The organism is Buttiauxella cochleicola, from assembly GCF_021282405.1.
Lineage (GTDB): Bacteria > Pseudomonadota > Gammaproteobacteria > Enterobacterales > Enterobacteriaceae > Buttiauxella > Buttiauxella massiliensis.
This window is the reverse complement of sequence record NZ_JAJSOU010000013.1, coordinates 122886-141401: the sequence shown is the minus strand read 5'-3', so window position 1 is coordinate 141401 and position 18516 is coordinate 122886. Positions and strand designations below refer to the sequence as shown.

Genomic DNA, 18516 nt, shown 5'->3' with positions numbered 1-18516 from the left:
TTTTAAGACCTTTAGCCAGTTCAGCCGCAAGGGCTTTAAGTTTCTTTTCGTCCATAATTTGCCTGTCTCCGTTGTTGGAGTGAACATATCAAAAACAGGCAGATACACAATTTTAATTACAGTCTCGCAAACACGACCATGCTTCTTCGATCGTGGAGTTCCTGATGTTGCGGGTTATTTAAGCCTTGAAGAGCTTACCATACCGAGGCATCTGGATAACGCCATCGCGAAATTTCGTTATAACCGTACCGTATTTATTGCACCACCCTGGCGTGACATATATGTACAGGATACAGAGCGCAAGCAATCTTTCGATGTCGCCGTCGAGACATATCACGCGATGGTGAAAGCATACCGTATATATGACTATCAGTTGATTGAATTACCATGCGTTTCTGTAGAGGAACGTGTGGATTTCATCCTTTCCAGGATATTACGCTGATAGAACGGTAACTGCGCTTAATGATGAATCACCATGCCTGAACTTGCCATATTCTAGTGAATATAGAACTTCCGCTCCTGGCACAGACCTGCCTGTGAAAAAATCCAGGGACTGCGTTGAACGGGATGCCGACGTTATTCTCCCGTTGACTTAATTGACTGCGCCAATTCAGGACTCCGTTTGGGAAACGGAAAATATTGTACGTTATGATGGTTTTCTGTACTGACTGATTTCAATCAGGCGAAAAGGTCAATACTTTCCTTCAACCAGCTTTCTATTGTTTCGCCAAATATTTCCGCATCAGTGCATTTTGTAGTGTCACGCCACGACGGACAGGAAAACCCCGTTCCACTACATGAAAGCCGTGTCGTAGAAAGAACTCTTCCGCAGCCTTACTCACATTTGAAGTAAGTTCAGCAATTCCAAGTTGTCTAGCTTCTTCATGAATGCAATTCATCAGTAGCATCCCTACTCCCTGTCTCGGGTAGGTTCCTGAGACAAAGAAATGGTCAATGTACCCATTCGGCTGAACATCTGCATATCCAGCTATTTCCCCATCCACTTCAACAACAAAGGGGCGCAGCTCCTCCATGTAATTGGCCCATTGTTCCGGGTCGATATCTGGTGGAGCCCAGGCCTCTATTTGTTCATGTGTGTAGTAGTGTGATGCGATGGTATGTACAGAAGATAAAAAGACCCTGAATAACGCAATTTCATCCCCATTAGTGAACCTTCTGATTTTCATAAAACCTCGTTAGTCGTAACGCGTTCTGCCTGCCGGTAAAGGGTCTGGATGCTACATACTTGAGAGCAACTATAGCCTGTGGCATCTGCTGTTTCCCGGATATTCAGTTTTATAACCTGTCGGTAGTACAGTACTTTCTGGTGCCTAATGGTTTTAACAGCAAGCGAGCTGTTTTTAGTCTGGGGATCTGCATACGTTCATCCCCTTACTCAGAAGTAGTACGGTTTTATCGTAGTTACTCAGGCACCACTCATGCTTTTTGATAACCGCCGGTGGGACTTTCTCTATATCTTTGACGGTACCAAATCCCATTGACCCGTAAAAACCTTCAAGCTCAGCAAAAGGTAAACAGTAAAGAACTGACAGACCTGAGTTCTTAATTAGGAAATCTACCACCTTACGGGCGATCCCCAGACCCTCATTGCCGGGAAAAACATAAATTCCCCCAAGCTCGCCGTTTTCTGTATCGATTGTTACAACTCTACCTTGACCAACAATATTATCGCCATCAGTCGCCAATACGATTAGTTCCCCTGCATGTGACGGAACAAAATCAATCTCAGCATAGCGCTCGTTAACGATGGCGAGATCAGCGTTGGTGGCGATTCTTAAAGAAATTTGCATCATTCTCCCTACATCTCTTTATCTGTATTTTTCAGCTTTTGATTTTCAACCATAATATTTGCAGTAAATATCAAACAATAACGATCAAGAAACATATTAGATATAGCCTAAATGTTTGAATATTTTCTGATAGATTTCACGCACCACTTTGCTTTTATTTTCGTGATATTGTTGAATATCTAAGCTACAACCTTTAATTGCATCTAATTTAACGTCAGCATATAGCTGGCAGTCCTTCTTTGACTGTCGCAACCAATCTCGAAAAAGCACATGTCGGATTGTTTCAGGAGTGTCTTGAGTGAAAACATGAAGGTTAACTCTGGGATTATCGTAATGAAAAAGACGATGTCCATGGAAGCGAGGCTCACGCACAATTAGTTTATACCCAAGACTCTCAAGTGCTAACACATAAGTTTTTTCATCTGTAGCGTCAGCAACTGTCAAATCAATATCAATAACGGGTTTGGCAGCGAGACCAGGTACTGCTGTAGAACCCACATGATCAATTTTTAGTACATGCGAACCTAATTTATTCTTAATTTTAGATGCCAGTGTTGAATATATATCCGGCCACAAAGGATCATACGCAACGACCACTACACTCTCAATCGGCGGTACGCCATTAACAAAATAACTATCCTGAGGATCAATGACATAATGCTGCATTATTTCTTTTGGGCTAACCATAAACCGACACCTATCGACCATAAAAATTATGAACAATAGCGTACAGGAGATGGGTTTGGATGTCTCTCAAACGTCCGCTCCAGGCACAGAGCGGACTGTCACATAAGGTTAAGCTCGATGGTATGACGATGTCAGCTCAGGTCTGAGCTAATACACATCACGCGAGCTTAAATACCGCTACCGTTTCATTTAACGCTTGCGACTGCTCTTTAAGCGACATTGCCGCCGCCGACGCTTGTTCCACCAACGCGGCATTTTGCTGCGTCACCACATCCATTTGCACCACAGCCTGGTTAATCTGCTCGATACCGCGGCTTTGCTCGCCTGTAGACACCGCAATCTCTTCCATCAGCCCGGTCACTTCTTTGATAGCGTTGGAAATGCGTTGCATGCTTTCGCCCGCACGGTTCACCAGATTGCTACCGATATTGACCTGCTCGCCAGAAAGCTCAATAAGCTCTTTGATCTCCTTCGCTGCCACCGATGAACGCTGAGCTAGGTTGCGTACCTCTGTTGCTACAACTGCAAACCCGCGGCCTTGCTCGCCTGCGCGCGCAGCTTCAACCGCGGCATTCAGCGCCAGAATATTGGTCTGGAAAGCTATGTCTTCGATAATGCTGATAATGTTGTCGATTTTGCTGGAACTGGACTCAATATTACGCATTGAATCAATCACCTCGCTAACAATCTCGTTGCCGTCATTGGCGGCTATCAACATGCCATTTGCCAGCTTATTTGCCTGGTGAGAATTGTCGGAAGTCGATTTCACCGTCACGGTTAGCTGTTCCATGCTGGCCGCAGTTTCACCCAGCGATGACGCTTGCTCTTCGGTGCGTGCAGAAAGGTCGGTGTTACCGGCGGCAATTTCTTCGGAGGCGTATGCCACGGTTTGGCTGGACTCACGCACCTGGCCAATAATGCTTGCCAGTGATACACGCATTTGCTCAAGCTCGCGCATCATCGCACCAATCTCGTCATTGGCACTGGCAACAATCGGCGTATGCAACATACCGCTGGCGATTTCAGTGCAATGCTCTTTGGCTTTATCCAGTTCGTTGAGTACCCGTTTTTTTAGCAGCCAGAACACGGCACCGAGAATAACGGCGAAGATCAGTGCAAAAATCGCGATACTCATCAGGCTCTGTTTGAAACCAGATTGAGCATCTTTGTTGAGCTGCTGCGCATACTGCTGGCGGAATGCCAGTAATTTATCCAGTGCGACTTCAAATTGTTTATCCAGCTGTGGCAGGGTGGATGTCACTAGTGCACGAGCACGCGGAATGTCATTGGCGCGGGCAGCATCCAGCAGGGGCTGTAAGCCTTGCTCACGATAATTCACAAACGCGCTCTGGTAGGAATCAGTCAAGACCTGTTCACCTGGTTGTTTAGGTTCCTCAAGATAAGCCTGAAATGCGGCGTTTGCCTTCTCAAGTACCGATTGTGCGCCGTTGAGTGCCTGTTGCCCCTGATCGTTTAACCCTTGTTCACGCTCTTCTAACGCTTCCATGGCACGAACACGCATGGTGCGGCTGTGGTTGATTGGGTCGATTACCGATAACACCACACGGATTTCGCGATTTACATTATCCAGAGATTGGTTGCTACGGGTGAGTGACCAGATGTTGGAGGCTGTGCTGGCTAAGAAAATAAGCAGCAATGTGCTGAAAACTAAAATAGAAAAACGCCTTACGGACATAAAATACCCTTATCGTTAGAAATAAACCTGACTCGTTTCAGCCAGTGCTTGTGGGTTATCGGCATTCGGGGCGAGAAATTTAGCGGACTTATTTTCGTCATATTTCTGTCATAAGGCTGCTTTATAAATCGATGACCAAAATAAGGGATGCGAACATCATGAAATTAAAACCATTTGCGCTGTTATTGACCTCTTTATTTCCTCTGGCAAGTCAGGCAGCACAACCGCAGGTTGACCGTTACGTTGTCACATTTCCGCAAGGTGACCATGTTGAATACAACGGGGCTTATGCCAGCAACTTCCCGGATGGTTTACCGGTTGGCGTGGGTTCGGGGCTGCAATTTATTCGTAAAGATGGCGATGCACTGGTGTTTGCTACGGTGACGGATCGCGGTCCGAATGCCGATTCCCCGAAAGCCGGTAAAAAAGACTCGAAGATTTTTGCCAACCCGAAATTTACACCATTACTGATGACCATCCGCGTTGCTGATGGCAAAGCCCAGGCTACCGATGCACATGCGTTACATGATGAGAATGGCCCTATCAGCGGTTTACCGCTGCCGGAAGGCTTGATTGGTGCAACCAACGAAATCGCTCTGAGCGATACCTTGCAGCAGTTATCGAGTGATAAACGTGGCCTGGATACCGAAGGGATCACCCCGGATGGCAAGGGAGGTTATTGGTTGTGTGACGAATATGGCCCGTTCATCATCAATATCGACGCTAATGGCAAAATCCTCAAAAAATATGGCCCGCAAGCAGAACAAGGTGAGCAGGGTGTGGCGGGTGGCTTGCCGAATATTATCAAATGGCGTCAGGCTAACCGTGGTTTTGAAGGGATTACACGCATGCCCGACGGGCGTATTATCGCCGCCGTGCAAAGTACGTTGGATATCGACGGGAAAAGCAAAAACAGCGCACAGTTTACCCGTCTGGTGAGCTTTAACCCGGAAACCGGCAAAACGGAAATGTACGGTTATCCGATTGACGTAGATGTCTATAAGAAAGCCAAAGACGCTAAAATTGGTGACATCGTCGCACTGGATAACAACCGCCTGTTGCTGATTGAGCAGGGTGGCGACAAAAACAAAGTCATGCGCAACCTGGTTTATGTGGTTGATCTTAGCCAGGCCAGCGATCTGAGTTCGTTTGATAAAGACAAAGCACCCGAGTTTGACGACGCCGCACAATTGAAAGCGCGTGGCATCAAACTGGCGGAGAAAAAAGAAGTCGTCGACTTGCGCAAACTGGGCTGGCAGCAGGAAAAAGCCGAAGGGATGACATTGATTGATAACCAAACTATTGCGGTGATTAACGACAATGATTTCGGTTTACAGCCGGTGCTGGAAAACCCTGATGCCGATGCAAAAAAAGCCGACGATTACGAAGTGGATGGCAAAGGGCATTTAACTCGCGAAGGAAAAGAAGTCGCGACAAAAATATCCTTAAAACCGCTGGAAAAACCCGAGTCACAAAATGAGCTTTGGGTTATTAAGCTACCGGAAGCGTTAAAGTAGTTTTTACAGGGGCAACGACTACGTTGCCCTTTACTTATTCTGCCGATGAACTTGCCATTACATTTCGAATGGACTCCACCAACGCCGTTGCAGCAGGTGAGAGTTCACTTCCCATCAACCTGGAAATACCTATCTGCTCAAGAACCAGCGGTTCAAATGACGGCAAGCGCACAAGATCATTACTATAAGTAATATCCGTAACGATGGAATGTGGCAGAATACCTAATAAGTCAGTCTTTTTTAAAAGCCATAATATATTAAAGAATGAAACAGTCTCGATAGTGGCATGGGGCGGATCGATATTTTCATTGTAAAATGTATTATTAAATTGTTTACGTAGAGTGGTTTCAATTGGCGGTAATATCCATGCTTCCTTTTTTAATTCTTCAAGGGATATGTGTAGATTTTGTTCCAATGGATGGCCTTTACGGGCGACAACTATCGCGTTTTCACTAAATAAGGCTTCCTGAGAAACTACAGCACTGGAACTAATATCCGATAATCGACCAATTAAAAAATCCAGTTCACCAGAAACCAGTCGCGGTAATAACTCTCCGCTGACACCTTCAATAATTTTTATGCGTATTTCGGGCCGTGAAATACTCAGCTTAGCAATAGCTGCGGGAACCAGATAACTCGAACCGGTTAATAAACTGCCAATAGCGACTCTTCCGGCATGACCCGTTCCCAACGCACTGATGGCCTGCGAGACATGGTCGAGCTGTGCCAGCACCATTTTGCTGCGGTCAACAAATGCGCGCCCCAGTTCAGTGGGGGTAACCCCACGGCGATTTCTTAGGAATAGTTTTGCCCCGACCGCATCTTCAAGATCGAGAAGTAGCTTACTGGCTGTAGGTTGCGAGACATTCAGCGATCGGGAAGCGTGAAGAACACTGCCGTATTCGAAAAGGGCGATTGCCAGGCGAAAGTGCCTGACTGTTGCCCAGCGTTCAAGTCTATCGAGTTTCATAAGATATCCATTTTTTGCATACCACATGCAATATATATGTTATTTACGAATATCACAAACATCCATATACTCGATTTTAATTAATCGCCCCGGAGTTATTACGATGAGTTTAAATAATCTTGAGACAGTGAAAAAATACTTTAAATATTGCGTTGATGGAAAAGATGCAGATCGCGTTAAAGAGTATTTTGACAAGGACGTTATTATTCATCGCCCTGATTGTGACGCACCTATTCATGGCGTTGAAAACTTCAAAAATGCACTGCTTGAACATGTAATTAATCGCTATGAATCTATTGTCACGACATTCAGCAAAGAAGTCATCACTGAAGATGTCGTCGTGGTTCATCTGAAACATGTGGCGCGTGGTTCTAATACCTGGCATGGATTTGATGTCCATGGCAAAGATGTGACGTGGACCGCACTGACTTATTTCCGCTTTAATGCCGAAGGGAAAGTAGTCGAAGAGATCGTCGAGAGAAATGAATTATTCATGGCGAAGCAGGTTGGTATTATTGACTATCAATAACGGAATATAAGTAAAGCGCTGAATGCAGATTCAGCGTTTATATTTTAAAAAAAACCTACACCGATCCCCGTACCAATAACTTCCAGTCCAGAATCTCATTCACGGTTTCAACTTCCGGGTTATCAATGCGCTCGAGCAGCAACTGCACGCTGCGAACACCGAGCTGGTGCATCGGCTGTTCGATGGTGGTGAGCGGCGGGTAGGTGACGGAGCCAAACGGCACGCCGTCAAAGCCCATAATTGCCACATCTTCAGGCACGCGCAGCCCTCGTTCGTGGGCGTAATGCAGCGCACCACCTGCCAGTGCGTCAGAAATGGCAAATACCGCATCTGGCGGTTCCGGCAGGGTAAACAGTTCGGCCATCGCTTGTATGCCAGCCTGGTATTCGAGGCTGTCGGCATAGACTACCGCTTGCCAGTTTTTGCCACAGGCTGCGCGATAACCGGCTTCACGCTGTTGCGAATAGAGATAACGCAAATCGCCGTTAATCAGCGCAATGCGCTTATAACCTGAGGTCATCAGGTGATCGACCGCGGCGGAAGCCGCTTTGAAGTTATCAATGGTCACCGATGATGCGTTATAACCTGGATCGCCTTCGCCGCATTGCACCCACGGCGAATCGCCAATCAGCGTGGTTAACCCTGGCAAGCAACTGATGGCATCCATAGTGATAACACCATCAACCACTTTGCCGCTTAACAGGCGCAAATAGGCCGATTCACGCGTCAGGCGGGATTCAGAATTGCACAGCAGAATGTGGTAGCCGTGCTTTTCCGCTTCTTCTTCAATGCCGCGCACCACGCGCGCGCAGAAAGGGTTAGTGATGTTCGACACCAGCACCAGCAGCATGCGGCTGCGCGAAGTGCGTAACTGGCGTGCCAGCAGGTTAGGTTGGTATTCACACGCCTCGATCGCCGCCAGCACTTTGTCGCGCGTGTCCGGTTTAACGGCAGGGTTGCCGTTTAATACCCGGGAAACGGTCGCGGTAGAAACACCAGCAATTCGCGCCACTTTATCTATCGACATGTTGATCCTTTGCACGATCGGTTGATTTGTGAACCACATTCCAGATTCGAATCAATACTACCAAATAATTCACCCGCATGATGGAAGTCTCAATGAAATCGATTACATTTTTATTGATATGCGAATGTAATCGATTACAAAATTTACCCGTCATACTTCGCGTTGCAGATTCGTTGGCCGCACTCAGTTACCCGAATCACTTACTTGAGTAAGCTCATCGGGATGCCTTCGATTGCCGCCTTCCTGCGTCACGAATTATTTAGGGTAAACAACAATAACAAATGCAAACTCTGTACCGGAGGATTTATGTCTTCTCACTCGGCCGTTGGGGCACAAGTGGTTACCCATAAATGGGTGATCCCACGCCTGTCGTTAATGATGTTTCTTGAGTTTTTCGTCTGGGGGGCCTGGTATGTGACCCTCGGAGTGGTGATGGGTAAATACGGCCTGAGCGCATTGATTGGCGATGCGTATTCCACCGGGCCGATTGCTTCCATTTTGTCGCCATTTGTCCTCGGCATGCTGGTGGACCGTTTCTTTGCCTCGCAAAAAGTCCTCGGCGTGTTGCACCTGATTGGCGCGGCATTGCTGTGGTGGTTGCCGGGCGCGTTTGAAAGCGGGCAAAGCGGCCTGTTGTGGATAATCTTCGGCTACATGCTTTGCTACATGCCAACCATTGCGCTGAGCAACAATGTAGCGTTCCACAGCCTGGCAAACAGCGAAAAAGGATTCCCGATTGTGCGTGCGTTCGGCACCATCGGTTGGATTGTGGCGGGGCTGATTGTCGGCACCAGCGGCCTTTCAGACAGCACTGGCATCTTCACTCTGGCGGCAGTCGCTTCCGTGGTATTGGGGATTTACAGCTTTACGCTGCCCAATACGCCCGCGCCAGATCGTGGTAAGCCGCTGTCGATGCGCGACCTGGTATGTGCAGATGCTTTCGCACTGCTTAAACAGCGCCACTTTATGGTGTTTATCATCTGCGCCACGCTTATCTCTATTCCTCTGGCGGCTTATTACGCTTACGCCGCACCGTTTATTTCCGCTGTTGGCTTCGAGAACGTCAGTGGAGTGATGGCATTAGGGCAGATGTCTGAGCTGCTGTTTATGCTGCTGATTCCGTTCTTCTTCCGCCGTCTGGGCATCAAAATGATGCTGCTTATCGGTATGCTGGCATGGTTTGCACGTTACGCGATGTTTGCTCTGGGCATCACCGAAGAGACACGCTGGATGATCTACATCGGCATCATTCTGCATGGGGTATGTTACGACTTCTTCTTTGTGATCGGCTTTATCTATACCGATAAAGTGGCGGGCAACAAAGTGAAAGGCCAGGCGCAAAGCCTGCTGGTACTGTTCACTTACGGACTGGGGATGTTGATCGGTTCGCAAATTAGCGGCGCGGTATTTAACCGCTCGGTCACCGCACAAGGGGCCGAAGGCTTGCTGCAATGGCAACAATTCTGGTGGATGCCAGCGATAGCAGCGGTGGTGATTGCGGCGATCTTCTTCTTTAGTTTCAACTATAAAGAGGGCGAGCAGCATGGCAAATAAGCCGCTGCGCGTGCTGGTTGTGGGCTGCGGGAATATGGGGGCTGCCCACAGCCTTGCGTATCAGCACCTGGACGAATTTACTCTCTGTGGGCTGGTGGCCCGTGGGGATTCTAAAACCCGGTTGAAAGCTCAACTCGCAGCGGATATCCCACTATTTGATGATTTAAAACTGGCGATTGCACAAACTCAGCCCGATGCCGTGTGCATCGCCACCTGGCCCGACTCTCATGAAGCGTTGGCATTAACGGCGCTCGCCGCAGGCTGCCATGTGTTCCTCGAAAAACCGCTTGCCACCACGGTGAGCGGGGCGAAACGCGTTATTGCCACCGCGCGGCTGGCAGGTAAAAAACTGGTGGTCGGCTACATCCTGCGCCACCACCCGGTGTGGCAGCAGTTTATTGAGTTATCCCACGGACTGGGCAAACCGCTGGTGATGCGCATGAACCTCAACCAGCAAAGCAGCGCCAGCGCCTGGCACACCCATAAAATGCTGATGCAGTCGCTTTCGCCAATCGTCGATTGCGGTGTGCATTATCTGGATGTGATGTGCCAAATGGTGCAATCCACCCCACAGTCGGTGAGCGCTATTGGCGTGCGCTTAAGCGATGAAATCCCATCCGAGCAGTTCAACTACGGCCAGCTTCAGGTACGTTTTGAAGACGGCTCCGTCGGCTGGTACGAGGCGGGATGGGGGCCGATGATGAGCCAGACGGCATTCTTTATTAAAGATGTGATTGGCCCACAAGGTTCTGTTTCTATTGTCGCCCGCGAAGCCGCTGGCGAAGGGCAATCCGCCAATGTCGAGGCGCACACGCGCACTGAATCACTGCGCGTTCATCACTCTCAATTAAACGCACAGGGCGAGTTTGTTCACCTGGATGAATGGGTAACGGCAAGCGATGAGCCCGATCACTTTGCCTTATGCCAGCTCGAACAACAGTTTTTTGCCCGCGCCATTTTCGACGATAGCGATCTTTCGCAGCACTTGCAGCAGGCGGTTGAAAGCCTGGCCGTAGTGCTGGCGGCAGACCTTGCCGTTCGCGAGCAACGCACGGTTTTAATTAAGGAGATGTTGTAATGAAAACCCTGAAAGGGCCGTCCATATTTCTCTCACAGTTTATTTCCGACCAGCCGCCGTTTAACTCACTCGACACCTTAGCGGCCTGGGCTGCGGGTCTGGGCTATAAAGCGGTGCAAATCCCCACGCATCTGCCACATATATTCGACCTCGCCAAAGCAGCTGAAAGCCAGGATTACTGCACGGAAATTCGTGGCATTTTGGGGAATGTAGGACTGGAAATCAGCGAGCTTTCAACCCATTTGCAGGGGCAGCTGGTCGCCGTGCATCCGGCATATGACGCGGCATTTGCCGGATTCGCTCCACCGGAACTGGCGCACGATGCCATTGCGCGTCAGCAATGGGCGGTAAACAGCCTGAAACAAGCCGCTCGAGCCTCGCAAAACTTAGGCTTAAATGCGCACGCGACATTCTCTGGCGCACTGGCCTGGCCCTATTTTTACCCGTGGCCTCCGCGCAACGAGCAGCTGCTTGATGAAGCGTTTCATGAACTTGCTGCCCGTTGGAAGCCGATTCTGGACTGCTTCGACGACGCGGGCGTAGATGTCTGTTTTGAGCTGCACCCCGGCGAAGATTTGCATGATGGTGTCACGTTCGAGCGTTTTCTGGCATTGGTTGATAACCACCCGCGCTGCAATATCCTCTATGACCCAAGCCATATGTTGCTGCAACACATGGATTACCTAGGTTTTATCGACCACTATCATGCACGAATCAAAGCTTTTCACGTCAAAGATGCCGAGTTTCAGATTTCGGCAAAAAGCGGTGTTTATGCCGGTTATCAGCCATGGATTGAGCGCCCTGGGCGTTTTCGTTCCCTTGGCGACGGGCAGGTTAATTTCAATGGGATCTTCAGCAAACTTGCGCAATATGACTACAGCGGATGGGCTACGCTTGAATGGGAGTGTTGTCTGAAAGCAGGCGATGCGGGCGCACGGGAAGGGGCAAAATTTATCTCGCAACACATTATTCCGGTTGCCGAATATGCCTTTGACGACTTTGCGCTTCGTAACAGCGACAAATCAGCGGTGCGTCGCATGCTCGGGCTGGAGGAGTAACCATGAAACGTATTCGTTTAGGTATGGTCGGCGGCGGTGAAGGCTCGTTTATCGGCGGCGTGCACCGTATCGCGGCACGGCTCGATGACCAGTTTGAGCTGGTTGCCGGGGCGTTTTCATCCTCGCCGGAAGTGGCAAAACGCAGCGGTGAGGCGTTGTTTATCGAAGACTCTCGCTGTTATGCCAGTTGGCAGGAAATGGCGCAAAGCGAGACATCGCGCCCGGACGGCATTGAAGTTGTCTCGATTGTCACCCCCAACCATCTGCACGTTCCGGTAGCAAAAGTCTTCCTGGAACACGGTATTCACGTTATCTGCGACAAACCGCTTGGGGTAACGCTTGCCGAGGCCCAGGAGCTTGCGCAGATTATCGACGCTACCGGTCTGCAATTTATTCTGACTCATAACTACAGCGCGTTACCGATGGTGCGCGAAGCCCGAGCGCGCATTGCTAACAGTGAAATCGGTGATATTCGCGCCATCGAAGTTGAGTATTTGCAGGACTGGCTCAACGACAGGCTGGAGTTGACCGACAATAAACAGGCGAGCTGGCGCGGAAACCCGGCTATGGCGGGCGCCGGTGCGATTGGTGATATCGGCACTCATGCCTGGCAACTCGCTGCGTTTGTCAGCGGTATGGAGCCAGAAACCGTGCGTGGCGAATTGCTGACACGTATTCCGGGCCGCGTGCTGGACGACGAAGTGTACGCCGAAATGCGTTACGCCAACGGTGCGCGCGGGCGTTTGTGGGCAAGCCAGGTGGCTCCCGGTTTTGAAAACGATCTGCGCCTGCGTATCGTGGGAAGCAGGGCGACAATCAGTTTCCGCCAGCAACAGCCAGAAATTCTGGAAATCCATCCGCATCACGGAAACAGTTACGTTGTCACGCGAAATGGTGTCAATAACCATGATTCCGTACGCCACCAGTGCCGCACCCCCGCTGGGCACCCGGAAGGTTATCTGGAAGGTTTTGCGCAAATCTACCGTGAAGCGGCTATTAAAATTCGCGGTGGCGAAGCACCGTGGCTACCGGGCATTGCCGAAGGCCTTGCGGGGATGAAATTTATCGAGACTGTGCGAGAGAGTAGCAAGCGCGGGGGGGAATGGCTGGAGTGGTGAGTTTCATGTTTCACTCAGCCATGGAGTGAAGATGAAAACCCACCGAAGCGTAACGCCGTTAGTTTAAGAACGAAATTTCCGGGGCGACCATCGGGTTTGGCGTCCCTCCGGGAACCAAATCCCGGTATTTCCCCTAATTCATTGGCTTAAGTGAACGGTGTTACGCCGAAGCGTGTTTTTTCGCTAAGCAGCCAGGATATGCTGAATAGCCAGAAACATCGGAACTGCACCAAACGCGTTTGGCGGTTCTTTGAGTTGCACAAATCCAAGACGAGAGTAAAAATTGATCGCCTGCGGATCCGCATCCAAATACACACCTTTCACAGGTAGTGACTCATGGATTAATTTCACTTGCTCAAAAAACTCCATAAGCAAGTCTTGCCCGTAGCCTTTATTTTGTTCTTTAGTGGCCACGCCTAACATTATCAGGCGTATTACACTGACCTCATTGGGTAAGGAACCTGAGAAAACACCCGCTAACTTTCCCTTATCGAGAGAGTAACCAGTGAAGGTACATGCCCCAAGAAGTTCACCTGTCCTTGAATCAATTAACGCCTTAGCAGCGCAATTTCCATCCTTAACACTTTTCTTTAAAGAATTGCGCACATAAGAGTTAATGACTGCATTCCCGCAATCAAAATGCTTATTACCAGGGTAGGTGATATCAGCCTGGTAGGCACAAACCATGACATCGAATTGATCATTTAGTGTGTCGACCATCTTTCTTTCTCCGCATTAACGCTTGTAACGCCAGCGTTGGTGCCGCAGGTTCAGAAAGAAGTTGGTTCACTTGCTGCCAACTTTGAGTGGAAAGCTGTCGGCGACGCTGATTGTCCAGCACGCTTTCTGCTCGTTCCAAAGCTGCATTTAAGATAAACGCACTCAAATCCAAACCCGCAGCCGTAGCCGCTTCGCGAAGCATATCTTTTAATTCGGCGCTGGTTTTGAGTTCCACCCGCGCATTTTTGACGCTTCGACCGTCACCCGGAAATACCGCTACTTTGGACATATTTACCTCTCTAAACTTTTACCTGGCGCGGAATATGCCTTTACTTAGAATTCTTATACGGCTAACAGCCGTATGTTCACAATTTACGCCAGTCATAAATTCCTGTCAATTAGTACGGCTATTAACCGTATGAAAATCCTTGTAGCCCGTATCGCGCAAAAGTGAAATAAAAAATAACGTTACGTGCACCGCGTCGAAAAATCGCGCAAAGGTTAGCCAGCTAAGTTGCCGTCTGGTTCGATTGTTAACTAGCTTTTTTATTGGTGCGTTTAAAACTCACTCCCTCCGGTTTGGTCTGAACAAAAGAGGAAACAATGAAAAAGCTGACGTTAAGTCTTATTACCTTAGCGCTTGCGGGCGTTTCTAACGCTGCGTTTGCCGATACCCTGCGCATGGAATGCCCGATCTCGCCTGGCGGTAAGGAATACTGCAAATACGTCAAAGACCGTTTTGAAAAACAGACCAGCAACAAGCTGGAGTTTATCGAGTTCCCGGCGGCGTCTGACGAAAAGCTGGCTCTGCTACAACAACTGTTTGCCGCCAAAGATGAAAAGGCGGTGGACTTGTTCCAGTCGGACACCATCTGGGTAGGGTTACTTGATAAACAGACTCTCGATTTAACCGATGCAGTCGGCGATATGAAAGGCGATTTCTTCCCTGGCCCGTGGGCGAACGACACGGTGAACGGTAAAGTGAAAGCGGTGCCGGCGTATCTGGATACCGGTGTGCTCTATTACCGCAAAGACCTGCTGGAAAAGTACAACGAGCAGCCGCCGAAAACCTGGGAAGATCTGACGCGCATCGCGACCAAAATTCAGGAAGAAGAGCGCAAAGCGGGGCACAAAAACTTCTGGGGGATGATCTTCCAGGGCAAATCGTATGAAGGGCTGACTTGTAACGCGCTGGAGTGGATTGACTCTTACGGCGGCGGCACCTTTATCGACGAAAAAGGGAACGTGACCATTAACAACCCGAAAGCGGCTGCGGCGCTGGATATGGTCGCTGGCTGGATTGGTAAAATCACGCCGAAAGGGGCGTTGGGTTACAAAGAAGAAGAATCGCGAGCGGTGTTCCAGAATGGCGATGCGCTGTTTATGCGCAACTGGCCATACGCGTATCTGCTCTCGCAAGGCGCGGATAGTCCGCTGAAAGGCAAAGTCGGCGTAGCACCGCTTCCGGCCGGGCCGGATGGTAAATCAGCCAACGCCCTGGGTGGTTGGCAGTGGTCCGTCAATGCCAACACCAAAAACAAAGATGCAGCGATTGCGCTGCTGAAAATCCTCACCGATGCTGATTCGCAGAAAATGCAGCTGAAATATCTCGGCTTCGCACCTACGCGTTCGGCCCTGTATGAAGACAAAGCGGTTCTGGAAACCGCACCGCATCTGACGATGTTTAAGGATATCTTCGCCAATGCAGTTCCTCGTCCGGCAACGGCCACCAAAAGCCAGTATCCGCGCGTCTCTAACGCCATCTTTAACGTGACCTTTAAAGTGCTCAACGGCAGCAGCGATGGCAAAACTGCAGTAGCCGATCTGCAAAAACGCCTTGAGCGCGTGAAGGGTAAGGACTGGCATTAATTGGCACATACAGGCTATCAACAACGGCGTCGCCGTATCGCATGGATACTGGTGGCGCCAGCGCTGTTACTTCTGGCACTGGCGGCGGGATGGCCGCTGGTGCGTACCTTCTTTTTCAGCTTCACCAACGCGATGCTCGACAACCCGTCCGAGTACCAGATGGTGGGGCTGGCAAACTATTACGCGACACATGACGGCGACAGCAGCGGCGTGTTGGTTGACCCGCTGTGGTGGCAGGCTGTCGGCAATACCTTGTGGTTTACCGTGGTATCGGTTGGCATCGAGCTATTCCTGGGGATGTTGCTGGCGCTGCTAATGAACCAGAAATTTCGCGGCCAGGGCTTAGTGCGCACCGCGATTCTGGTGCCGTGGGCGATTCCGACCATCGTCAGCGCCAAAATGTGGGGCTGGATGTTCCACGACCAGTACGGCGTAGTGAACGATTTACTGGCGAAAATATTTGGCTATCAGGCACATCTGGCGTGGATTGCCGAGCCGTCGCTTTCCATGTGGGCGGTGGTGATTGCCGATGTCTGGAAAACCACGCCGTTTATGGCGCTGATGTTACTGGCAGCACTGCAACTGATCCCCAGCGATCTTTACGAGGCAGCGCGTGTGGATGGTGCCAGCCCGTGGCAGCGGTTTAAACGTATTACGCTGCCGTTGATTATGCCGGCGATGATTGTGGCGCTGATTTTCCGCGTGATGGACGCGATGCGCATTTTCGATCTGATCTTCGTGCTGACCTCCAACAGCGAGGCGACGATGTCGGTTTCCGGTTATGCCCGTGAGCAGATTATTTCCTATCAGGATATGGGCATGGGTTCGGCGGCATCGGTGCTGGTGTTTATGATGGTGGCAGGCATAGCGGCCTGCTTTATCCGCGTCTCACGTTTAAATGAGAAGGAGAAGCGGTGATGAAAATAACCCGTCGGCAGCGCAAATTTGGCCATAGAATGGTGATTTTTTTTGGTGCGACCTGTGCCGTACTGTTCTGCGTTTTCCCGTTTTATTACGCAATTATCACGTCGTTACGCACCGGGCAGGAGCTATTTTTACCCGCCTATTTACCTAGCGGCTACCACTGGAGCAACTACGTCACCGCGTTGGTAGATAACGGCATCGCCCGCAGCCTGCTTAACTCGGTGCTGGTGGCGACGATTACCGTCGGCATCTGCCTGCTGGTGTCTATTACCGCCTCTTTTGCGCTGGCACGTGTGCCGTTCCGTGGGCGTAAATTCCTGCTGTTCACCATTCTGTGTGTCTCGATGTTCCCGCAAGTGGCAGTGTTGACGGGCATGTTTGAGCTGGTGCGTTTCCTCGGGCTTTATGACTCGCTCGGCGCGCTGGTGCTCTCGTATACCACGTTTTCGCTGCCGTTCACCGTTTGGGTTTTAACTACCTTTATGAAGTCGATTCCCGTTGAGCTGGAAGAGGCGGCGATTGTAGATGATGCGAAAACCTGGACCATTATTCGCCGGGTGTTTGCCCCGATTCTTGCCCCCGCGCTGGTCACCACCGGGTTACTGGCTTTCATCGGAGCGTGGAATGAGTTCATGTTTGCGCTGACGTTTATTATTTCTGGCGACAAACGCACGGTGCCGGTCGCCATCAGCATGTTCAGCGGCGCTTCAACGTTTGAGCTGCCGTGGGGCAGCATTATGGCGGCGTCGGTGGTGGTGACGCTGCCGATTATCGTGCTGGTGCTCATCTTCCAGAAACGCATTGTCAGCGGGCTTACCAGTGGAGCGATTAAGGGATAACCATGGCGCAACTCGTACTCGATAAAATTCAAAAACGCTACGGCGCGGCATCTGAGGTGATCAAACCGCTCGATCTGGAAATCAACAGCGGGGAATTTGTGGTGGTGGTTGGGCCGTCTGGCTGCGGGAAATCAACGCTGCTACGCATGGTTGCGGGCCTTGAGGAGATAAGCGGCGGTGAGATGCGCATCGACGGGGTATGTGTAAACGACGATTCCCCGTCAGAGCGCGGTATCGGCATGGTGTTCCAGTCTTACGCGCTCTATCCGCATATGACGGTGTACCAGAATATGGCGTTCGCTCTGGAAATGGCGAAGCTGCCGGTGAAAGTGATTGATGAAAAAGTGCGAGAAAGCGCGCGTATTTTGCAACTCGAGCATTTGCTCGACCGTCGCCCAAAAGATCTCTCCGGCGGCCAGCGCCAGCGGGTGGCGATCGGGCGGGCGATTGTGCGCGAACCGAGTCTGTTTTTGTTCGATGAACCGCTCTCAAACCTTGATGCTTCATTGCGCGTGCAGATGCGCATGGAAATTGCCGCGCTGCATAAACGCATCAACGCCACTATTTTGTACGTCACTCACGACCAGGTCGAAGCGATGACGCTTGCCGACCGCATCGTGGTGCTTAATCAGGGGCAAATCGAGCAGGTGGGCACGCCACTGGAATTGTATGACCGCCCGGCAAATGTGTTTGTCGCGCAGTTTATCGGTTCACCAAAAATGAACCTGATCCCCGGCGTTTTGGTTTCTGGCAACGCCCAGCGCACCGATGTAATGCTGGAAAACCGCCAGCTTATTTCGCTGCCGGTCAACGGCGCGGGTGTGCCTGAGGGGCAGAAAGTGCAGTTGGGGATCCGCCCGGAACATATCCAGATAACGGAACTGGCGCAGGCGGATATCGAAGGGGAAATTTTATTCGTTGAGCAGATGGGCAACGAGACGTTGCTCTACGTAAATAGTGGTTACGGTAGCGAACCGCTGGTGATGCGCCATACTTTCAGGCTTGAGATAAAAGCTGACCGACGCATCGGCCTGCGGCTGCCGCCTGAGAATTGCTACTTGTTTAACAGCGACGGGCGGGCGTTTGTGCGAATTTAAGGTGAATGGACTGACAAAACAA

General features: G+C 50.3%; 19 protein-coding genes. 11 read left to right on the top strand and 8 right to left on the bottom strand.

Going from position 1 to position 18516, the window contains the following annotated elements:
* Nucleotides 1-442 (top strand): AAA family ATPase (locus tag LVQ79_RS17410; protein WP_232865897.1); only part of this gene is annotated, 442 nt, incomplete at its 5' end.
* A gap of 274 nt (nucleotides 443-716) precedes the next feature.
* On the opposite strand, the gene LVQ79_RS17405 is transcribed toward LVQ79_RS17410, so the two are convergent.
* The 4 genes from LVQ79_RS17405 to LVQ79_RS17390 all read right to left on the bottom strand — a co-directional run bounded on the left by LVQ79_RS17405 (nucleotide 717) and on the right by LVQ79_RS17390 (nucleotide 4194).
* Nucleotides 717-1187: a GNAT family N-acetyltransferase gene (locus LVQ79_RS17405; RefSeq protein WP_232865896.1), complete on the bottom strand. Its 471-nt coding sequence runs from the start codon at nucleotides 1185-1187 to the stop codon at nucleotides 717-719.
* A 174-nt stretch (nucleotides 1188-1361) separates the two neighbouring features.
* Nucleotides 1362-1814 (bottom strand): GNAT family N-acetyltransferase, encoded by a 453-nt coding sequence (locus LVQ79_RS17400; protein WP_232865895.1) that lies wholly within the window; start codon nucleotides 1812-1814, stop codon nucleotides 1362-1364.
* A 93-nt stretch (nucleotides 1815-1907) separates the two neighbouring features.
* Entirely contained in the window at nucleotides 1908-2498 is a 591-nt protein-coding gene (locus tag LVQ79_RS17395) for a GrpB family protein (protein ID WP_232865894.1), read from the bottom strand.
* 157 nt (nucleotides 2499-2655) lie between these two features.
* Nucleotides 2656-4194, bottom strand: a complete 1539-nt coding sequence (locus LVQ79_RS17390) for a methyl-accepting chemotaxis protein (protein WP_232865893.1) — start codon at nucleotides 4192-4194, stop codon at nucleotides 2656-2658.
* A 158-nt stretch (nucleotides 4195-4352) separates the two neighbouring features.
* Here LVQ79_RS17390 and LVQ79_RS17385 point away from each other — a divergent pair, with 158 nt between their 5' ends.
* Nucleotides 4353-5711: an esterase-like activity of phytase family protein gene (locus tag LVQ79_RS17385; RefSeq protein ID WP_232865892.1), complete on the top strand. Its 1359-nt coding sequence runs from the start codon at nucleotides 4353-4355 to the stop codon at nucleotides 5709-5711.
* Nucleotides 5712-5745: 34 nt separating this feature from the next.
* Here the strand turns inward: LVQ79_RS17385 and LVQ79_RS17380 are convergent, their stop codons facing one another.
* A complete protein-coding gene (locus LVQ79_RS17380; RefSeq protein WP_232865891.1) occupies nucleotides 5746-6681 on the bottom strand; it encodes a LysR substrate-binding domain-containing protein in 936 nt (311 codons plus the stop codon).
* Between the two features lie 103 nt (nucleotides 6682-6784).
* On the opposite strand from LVQ79_RS17380, the gene LVQ79_RS17375 reads away from it, so the two are divergent.
* Entirely contained in the window at nucleotides 6785-7210 is a 426-nt protein-coding gene (locus LVQ79_RS17375) for an ester cyclase (protein ID WP_151993410.1), read from the top strand.
* 55 nt (nucleotides 7211-7265) lie between these two features.
* Here LVQ79_RS17375 and LVQ79_RS17370 read toward each other — a convergent pair whose 3' ends face one another.
* Nucleotides 7266-8237 (bottom strand): LacI family DNA-binding transcriptional regulator, encoded by a 972-nt coding sequence (locus tag LVQ79_RS17370; protein WP_232865890.1) that lies wholly within the window; start codon nucleotides 8235-8237, stop codon nucleotides 7266-7268.
* A 306-nt stretch (nucleotides 8238-8543) separates the two neighbouring features.
* Between LVQ79_RS17370 and LVQ79_RS17365 the strand changes: the two genes are divergently transcribed.
* The 4 genes from LVQ79_RS17365 to LVQ79_RS17350 are packed head-to-tail and all read left to right on the top strand — an operon-like array spanning nucleotide 8544 to nucleotide 13045.
* Nucleotides 8544-9791 (top strand): MFS transporter, encoded by a 1248-nt coding sequence (locus tag LVQ79_RS17365; protein WP_134182783.1) that lies wholly within the window; start codon nucleotides 8544-8546, stop codon nucleotides 9789-9791.
* Nucleotides 9781-10869 (top strand): Gfo/Idh/MocA family oxidoreductase, encoded by a 1089-nt coding sequence (locus tag LVQ79_RS17360; RefSeq protein WP_232865889.1) that lies wholly within the window; start codon nucleotides 9781-9783, stop codon nucleotides 10867-10869. Before LVQ79_RS17365 ends, LVQ79_RS17360 begins: the two co-directional genes overlap by 11 nt.
* Nucleotides 10869-11927: a sugar phosphate isomerase/epimerase family protein gene (locus tag LVQ79_RS17355; protein ID WP_232865888.1), complete on the top strand. Its 1059-nt coding sequence runs from the start codon at nucleotides 10869-10871 to the stop codon at nucleotides 11925-11927. The genes LVQ79_RS17360 and LVQ79_RS17355 overlap by 1 nt, the downstream gene beginning before the upstream one ends.
* Nucleotides 11928-11929: 2 nt before the next feature.
* Nucleotides 11930-13045: a Gfo/Idh/MocA family protein gene (locus LVQ79_RS17350; protein WP_232865887.1), complete on the top strand. Its 1116-nt coding sequence runs from the start codon at nucleotides 11930-11932 to the stop codon at nucleotides 13043-13045.
* 183 nt (nucleotides 13046-13228) lie between these two features.
* On the opposite strand, the gene LVQ79_RS17345 is transcribed toward LVQ79_RS17350, so the two are convergent.
* Both LVQ79_RS17345 and LVQ79_RS17340 read right to left on the bottom strand, forming a co-directional pair.
* A complete protein-coding gene (locus tag LVQ79_RS17345) occupies nucleotides 13229-13765 on the bottom strand; it encodes a GNAT family N-acetyltransferase (RefSeq protein ID WP_232865886.1) in 537 nt (178 codons plus the stop codon).
* On the bottom strand, nucleotides 13746-14054 hold the full coding sequence (locus LVQ79_RS17340; RefSeq protein ID WP_232865885.1) for a type II toxin-antitoxin system TacA family antitoxin: 309 nt from the start codon (nucleotides 14052-14054) through the stop codon (nucleotides 13746-13748). Before LVQ79_RS17340 ends, LVQ79_RS17345 begins: the two co-directional genes overlap by 20 nt.
* 314 nt (nucleotides 14055-14368) lie before the next feature.
* Here LVQ79_RS17340 and LVQ79_RS17335 point away from each other — a divergent pair, with 314 nt between their 5' ends.
* Genes LVQ79_RS17335 through LVQ79_RS17320 form a run of 4 tightly spaced genes read left to right on the top strand, consistent with a single transcriptional unit; the run spans nucleotide 14369 to nucleotide 18494 of the window.
* Entirely contained in the window at nucleotides 14369-15634 is a 1266-nt protein-coding gene (locus LVQ79_RS17335; RefSeq protein ID WP_154150323.1) for an ABC transporter substrate-binding protein, read from the top strand.
* The gene (locus LVQ79_RS17330; protein ID WP_232865884.1) at nucleotides 15635-16552 is read left to right on the top strand and encodes a carbohydrate ABC transporter permease; all 918 of its coding nucleotides are present in this window, start codon (nucleotides 15635-15637) and stop codon (nucleotides 16550-16552) included.
* A complete protein-coding gene (locus LVQ79_RS17325) occupies nucleotides 16552-17397 on the top strand; it encodes a carbohydrate ABC transporter permease (protein WP_232865883.1) in 846 nt (281 codons plus the stop codon). Before LVQ79_RS17330 ends, LVQ79_RS17325 begins: the two co-directional genes overlap by 1 nt.
* Before the next feature lie 2 nt (nucleotides 17398-17399).
* Nucleotides 17400-18494, top strand: coding sequence for an ABC transporter ATP-binding protein (locus LVQ79_RS17320; protein WP_232865882.1), 1095 nt, complete (start codon nucleotides 17400-17402; stop codon nucleotides 18492-18494).
* Nucleotides 18495-18516: the final 22 nt, after the last annotated feature.

Bases quoted from the DNA above. Each gene is read 5' to 3' on its own strand.
- LVQ79_RS17400 (WP_232865895.1), bottom strand. From the start codon at position 1,814: ATGATGCAAATTTCTTTAAGAATCGCCACCAACGCTGATCTCGCCATC.
- LVQ79_RS17355 (WP_232865888.1), top strand. From the start codon at position 10,869: ATGAAAACCCTGAAAGGGCCGTCCATATTTCTCTCACAGTTTATTTCC.
- LVQ79_RS17350 (WP_232865887.1), top strand. From the start codon at position 11,930: ATGAAACGTATTCGTTTAGGTATGGTCGGCGGCGGTGAAGGCTCGTTT.
- LVQ79_RS17370 (WP_232865890.1), bottom strand. From the start codon at position 8,237: ATGTCGATAGATAAAGTGGCGCGAATTGCTGGTGTTTCTACCGCGACC.
- LVQ79_RS17380 (WP_232865891.1), bottom strand. From the start codon at position 6,681: ATGAAACTCGATAGACTTGAACGCTGGGCAACAGTCAGGCACTTTCGC.
- LVQ79_RS17325 (WP_232865883.1), top strand. From the start codon at position 16,552: ATGAAAATAACCCGTCGGCAGCGCAAATTTGGCCATAGAATGGTGATT.
- LVQ79_RS17405 (WP_232865896.1), bottom strand. From the start codon at position 1,187: ATGAAAATCAGAAGGTTCACTAATGGGGATGAAATTGCGTTATTCAGG.
- LVQ79_RS17345 (WP_232865886.1), bottom strand. From the start codon at position 13,765: ATGGTCGACACACTAAATGATCAATTCGATGTCATGGTTTGTGCCTAC.
- LVQ79_RS17385 (WP_232865892.1), top strand. From the start codon at position 4,353: ATGAAATTAAAACCATTTGCGCTGTTATTGACCTCTTTATTTCCTCTG.
- LVQ79_RS17395 (WP_232865894.1), bottom strand. From the start codon at position 2,498: ATGGTTAGCCCAAAAGAAATAATGCAGCATTATGTCATTGATCCTCAG.
- LVQ79_RS17320 (WP_232865882.1), top strand. From the start codon at position 17,400: ATGGCGCAACTCGTACTCGATAAAATTCAAAAACGCTACGGCGCGGCA.
- LVQ79_RS17360 (WP_232865889.1), top strand. From the start codon at position 9,781: ATGGCAAATAAGCCGCTGCGCGTGCTGGTTGTGGGCTGCGGGAATATG.
- LVQ79_RS17365 (WP_134182783.1), top strand. From the start codon at position 8,544: ATGTCTTCTCACTCGGCCGTTGGGGCACAAGTGGTTACCCATAAATGG.
- LVQ79_RS17335 (WP_154150323.1), top strand. From the start codon at position 14,369: ATGAAAAAGCTGACGTTAAGTCTTATTACCTTAGCGCTTGCGGGCGTT.
- LVQ79_RS17390 (WP_232865893.1), bottom strand. From the start codon at position 4,194: ATGTCCGTAAGGCGTTTTTCTATTTTAGTTTTCAGCACATTGCTGCTT.
- LVQ79_RS17375 (WP_151993410.1), top strand. From the start codon at position 6,785: ATGAGTTTAAATAATCTTGAGACAGTGAAAAAATACTTTAAATATTGC.
- LVQ79_RS17340 (WP_232865885.1), bottom strand. From the start codon at position 14,054: ATGTCCAAAGTAGCGGTATTTCCGGGTGACGGTCGAAGCGTCAAAAAT.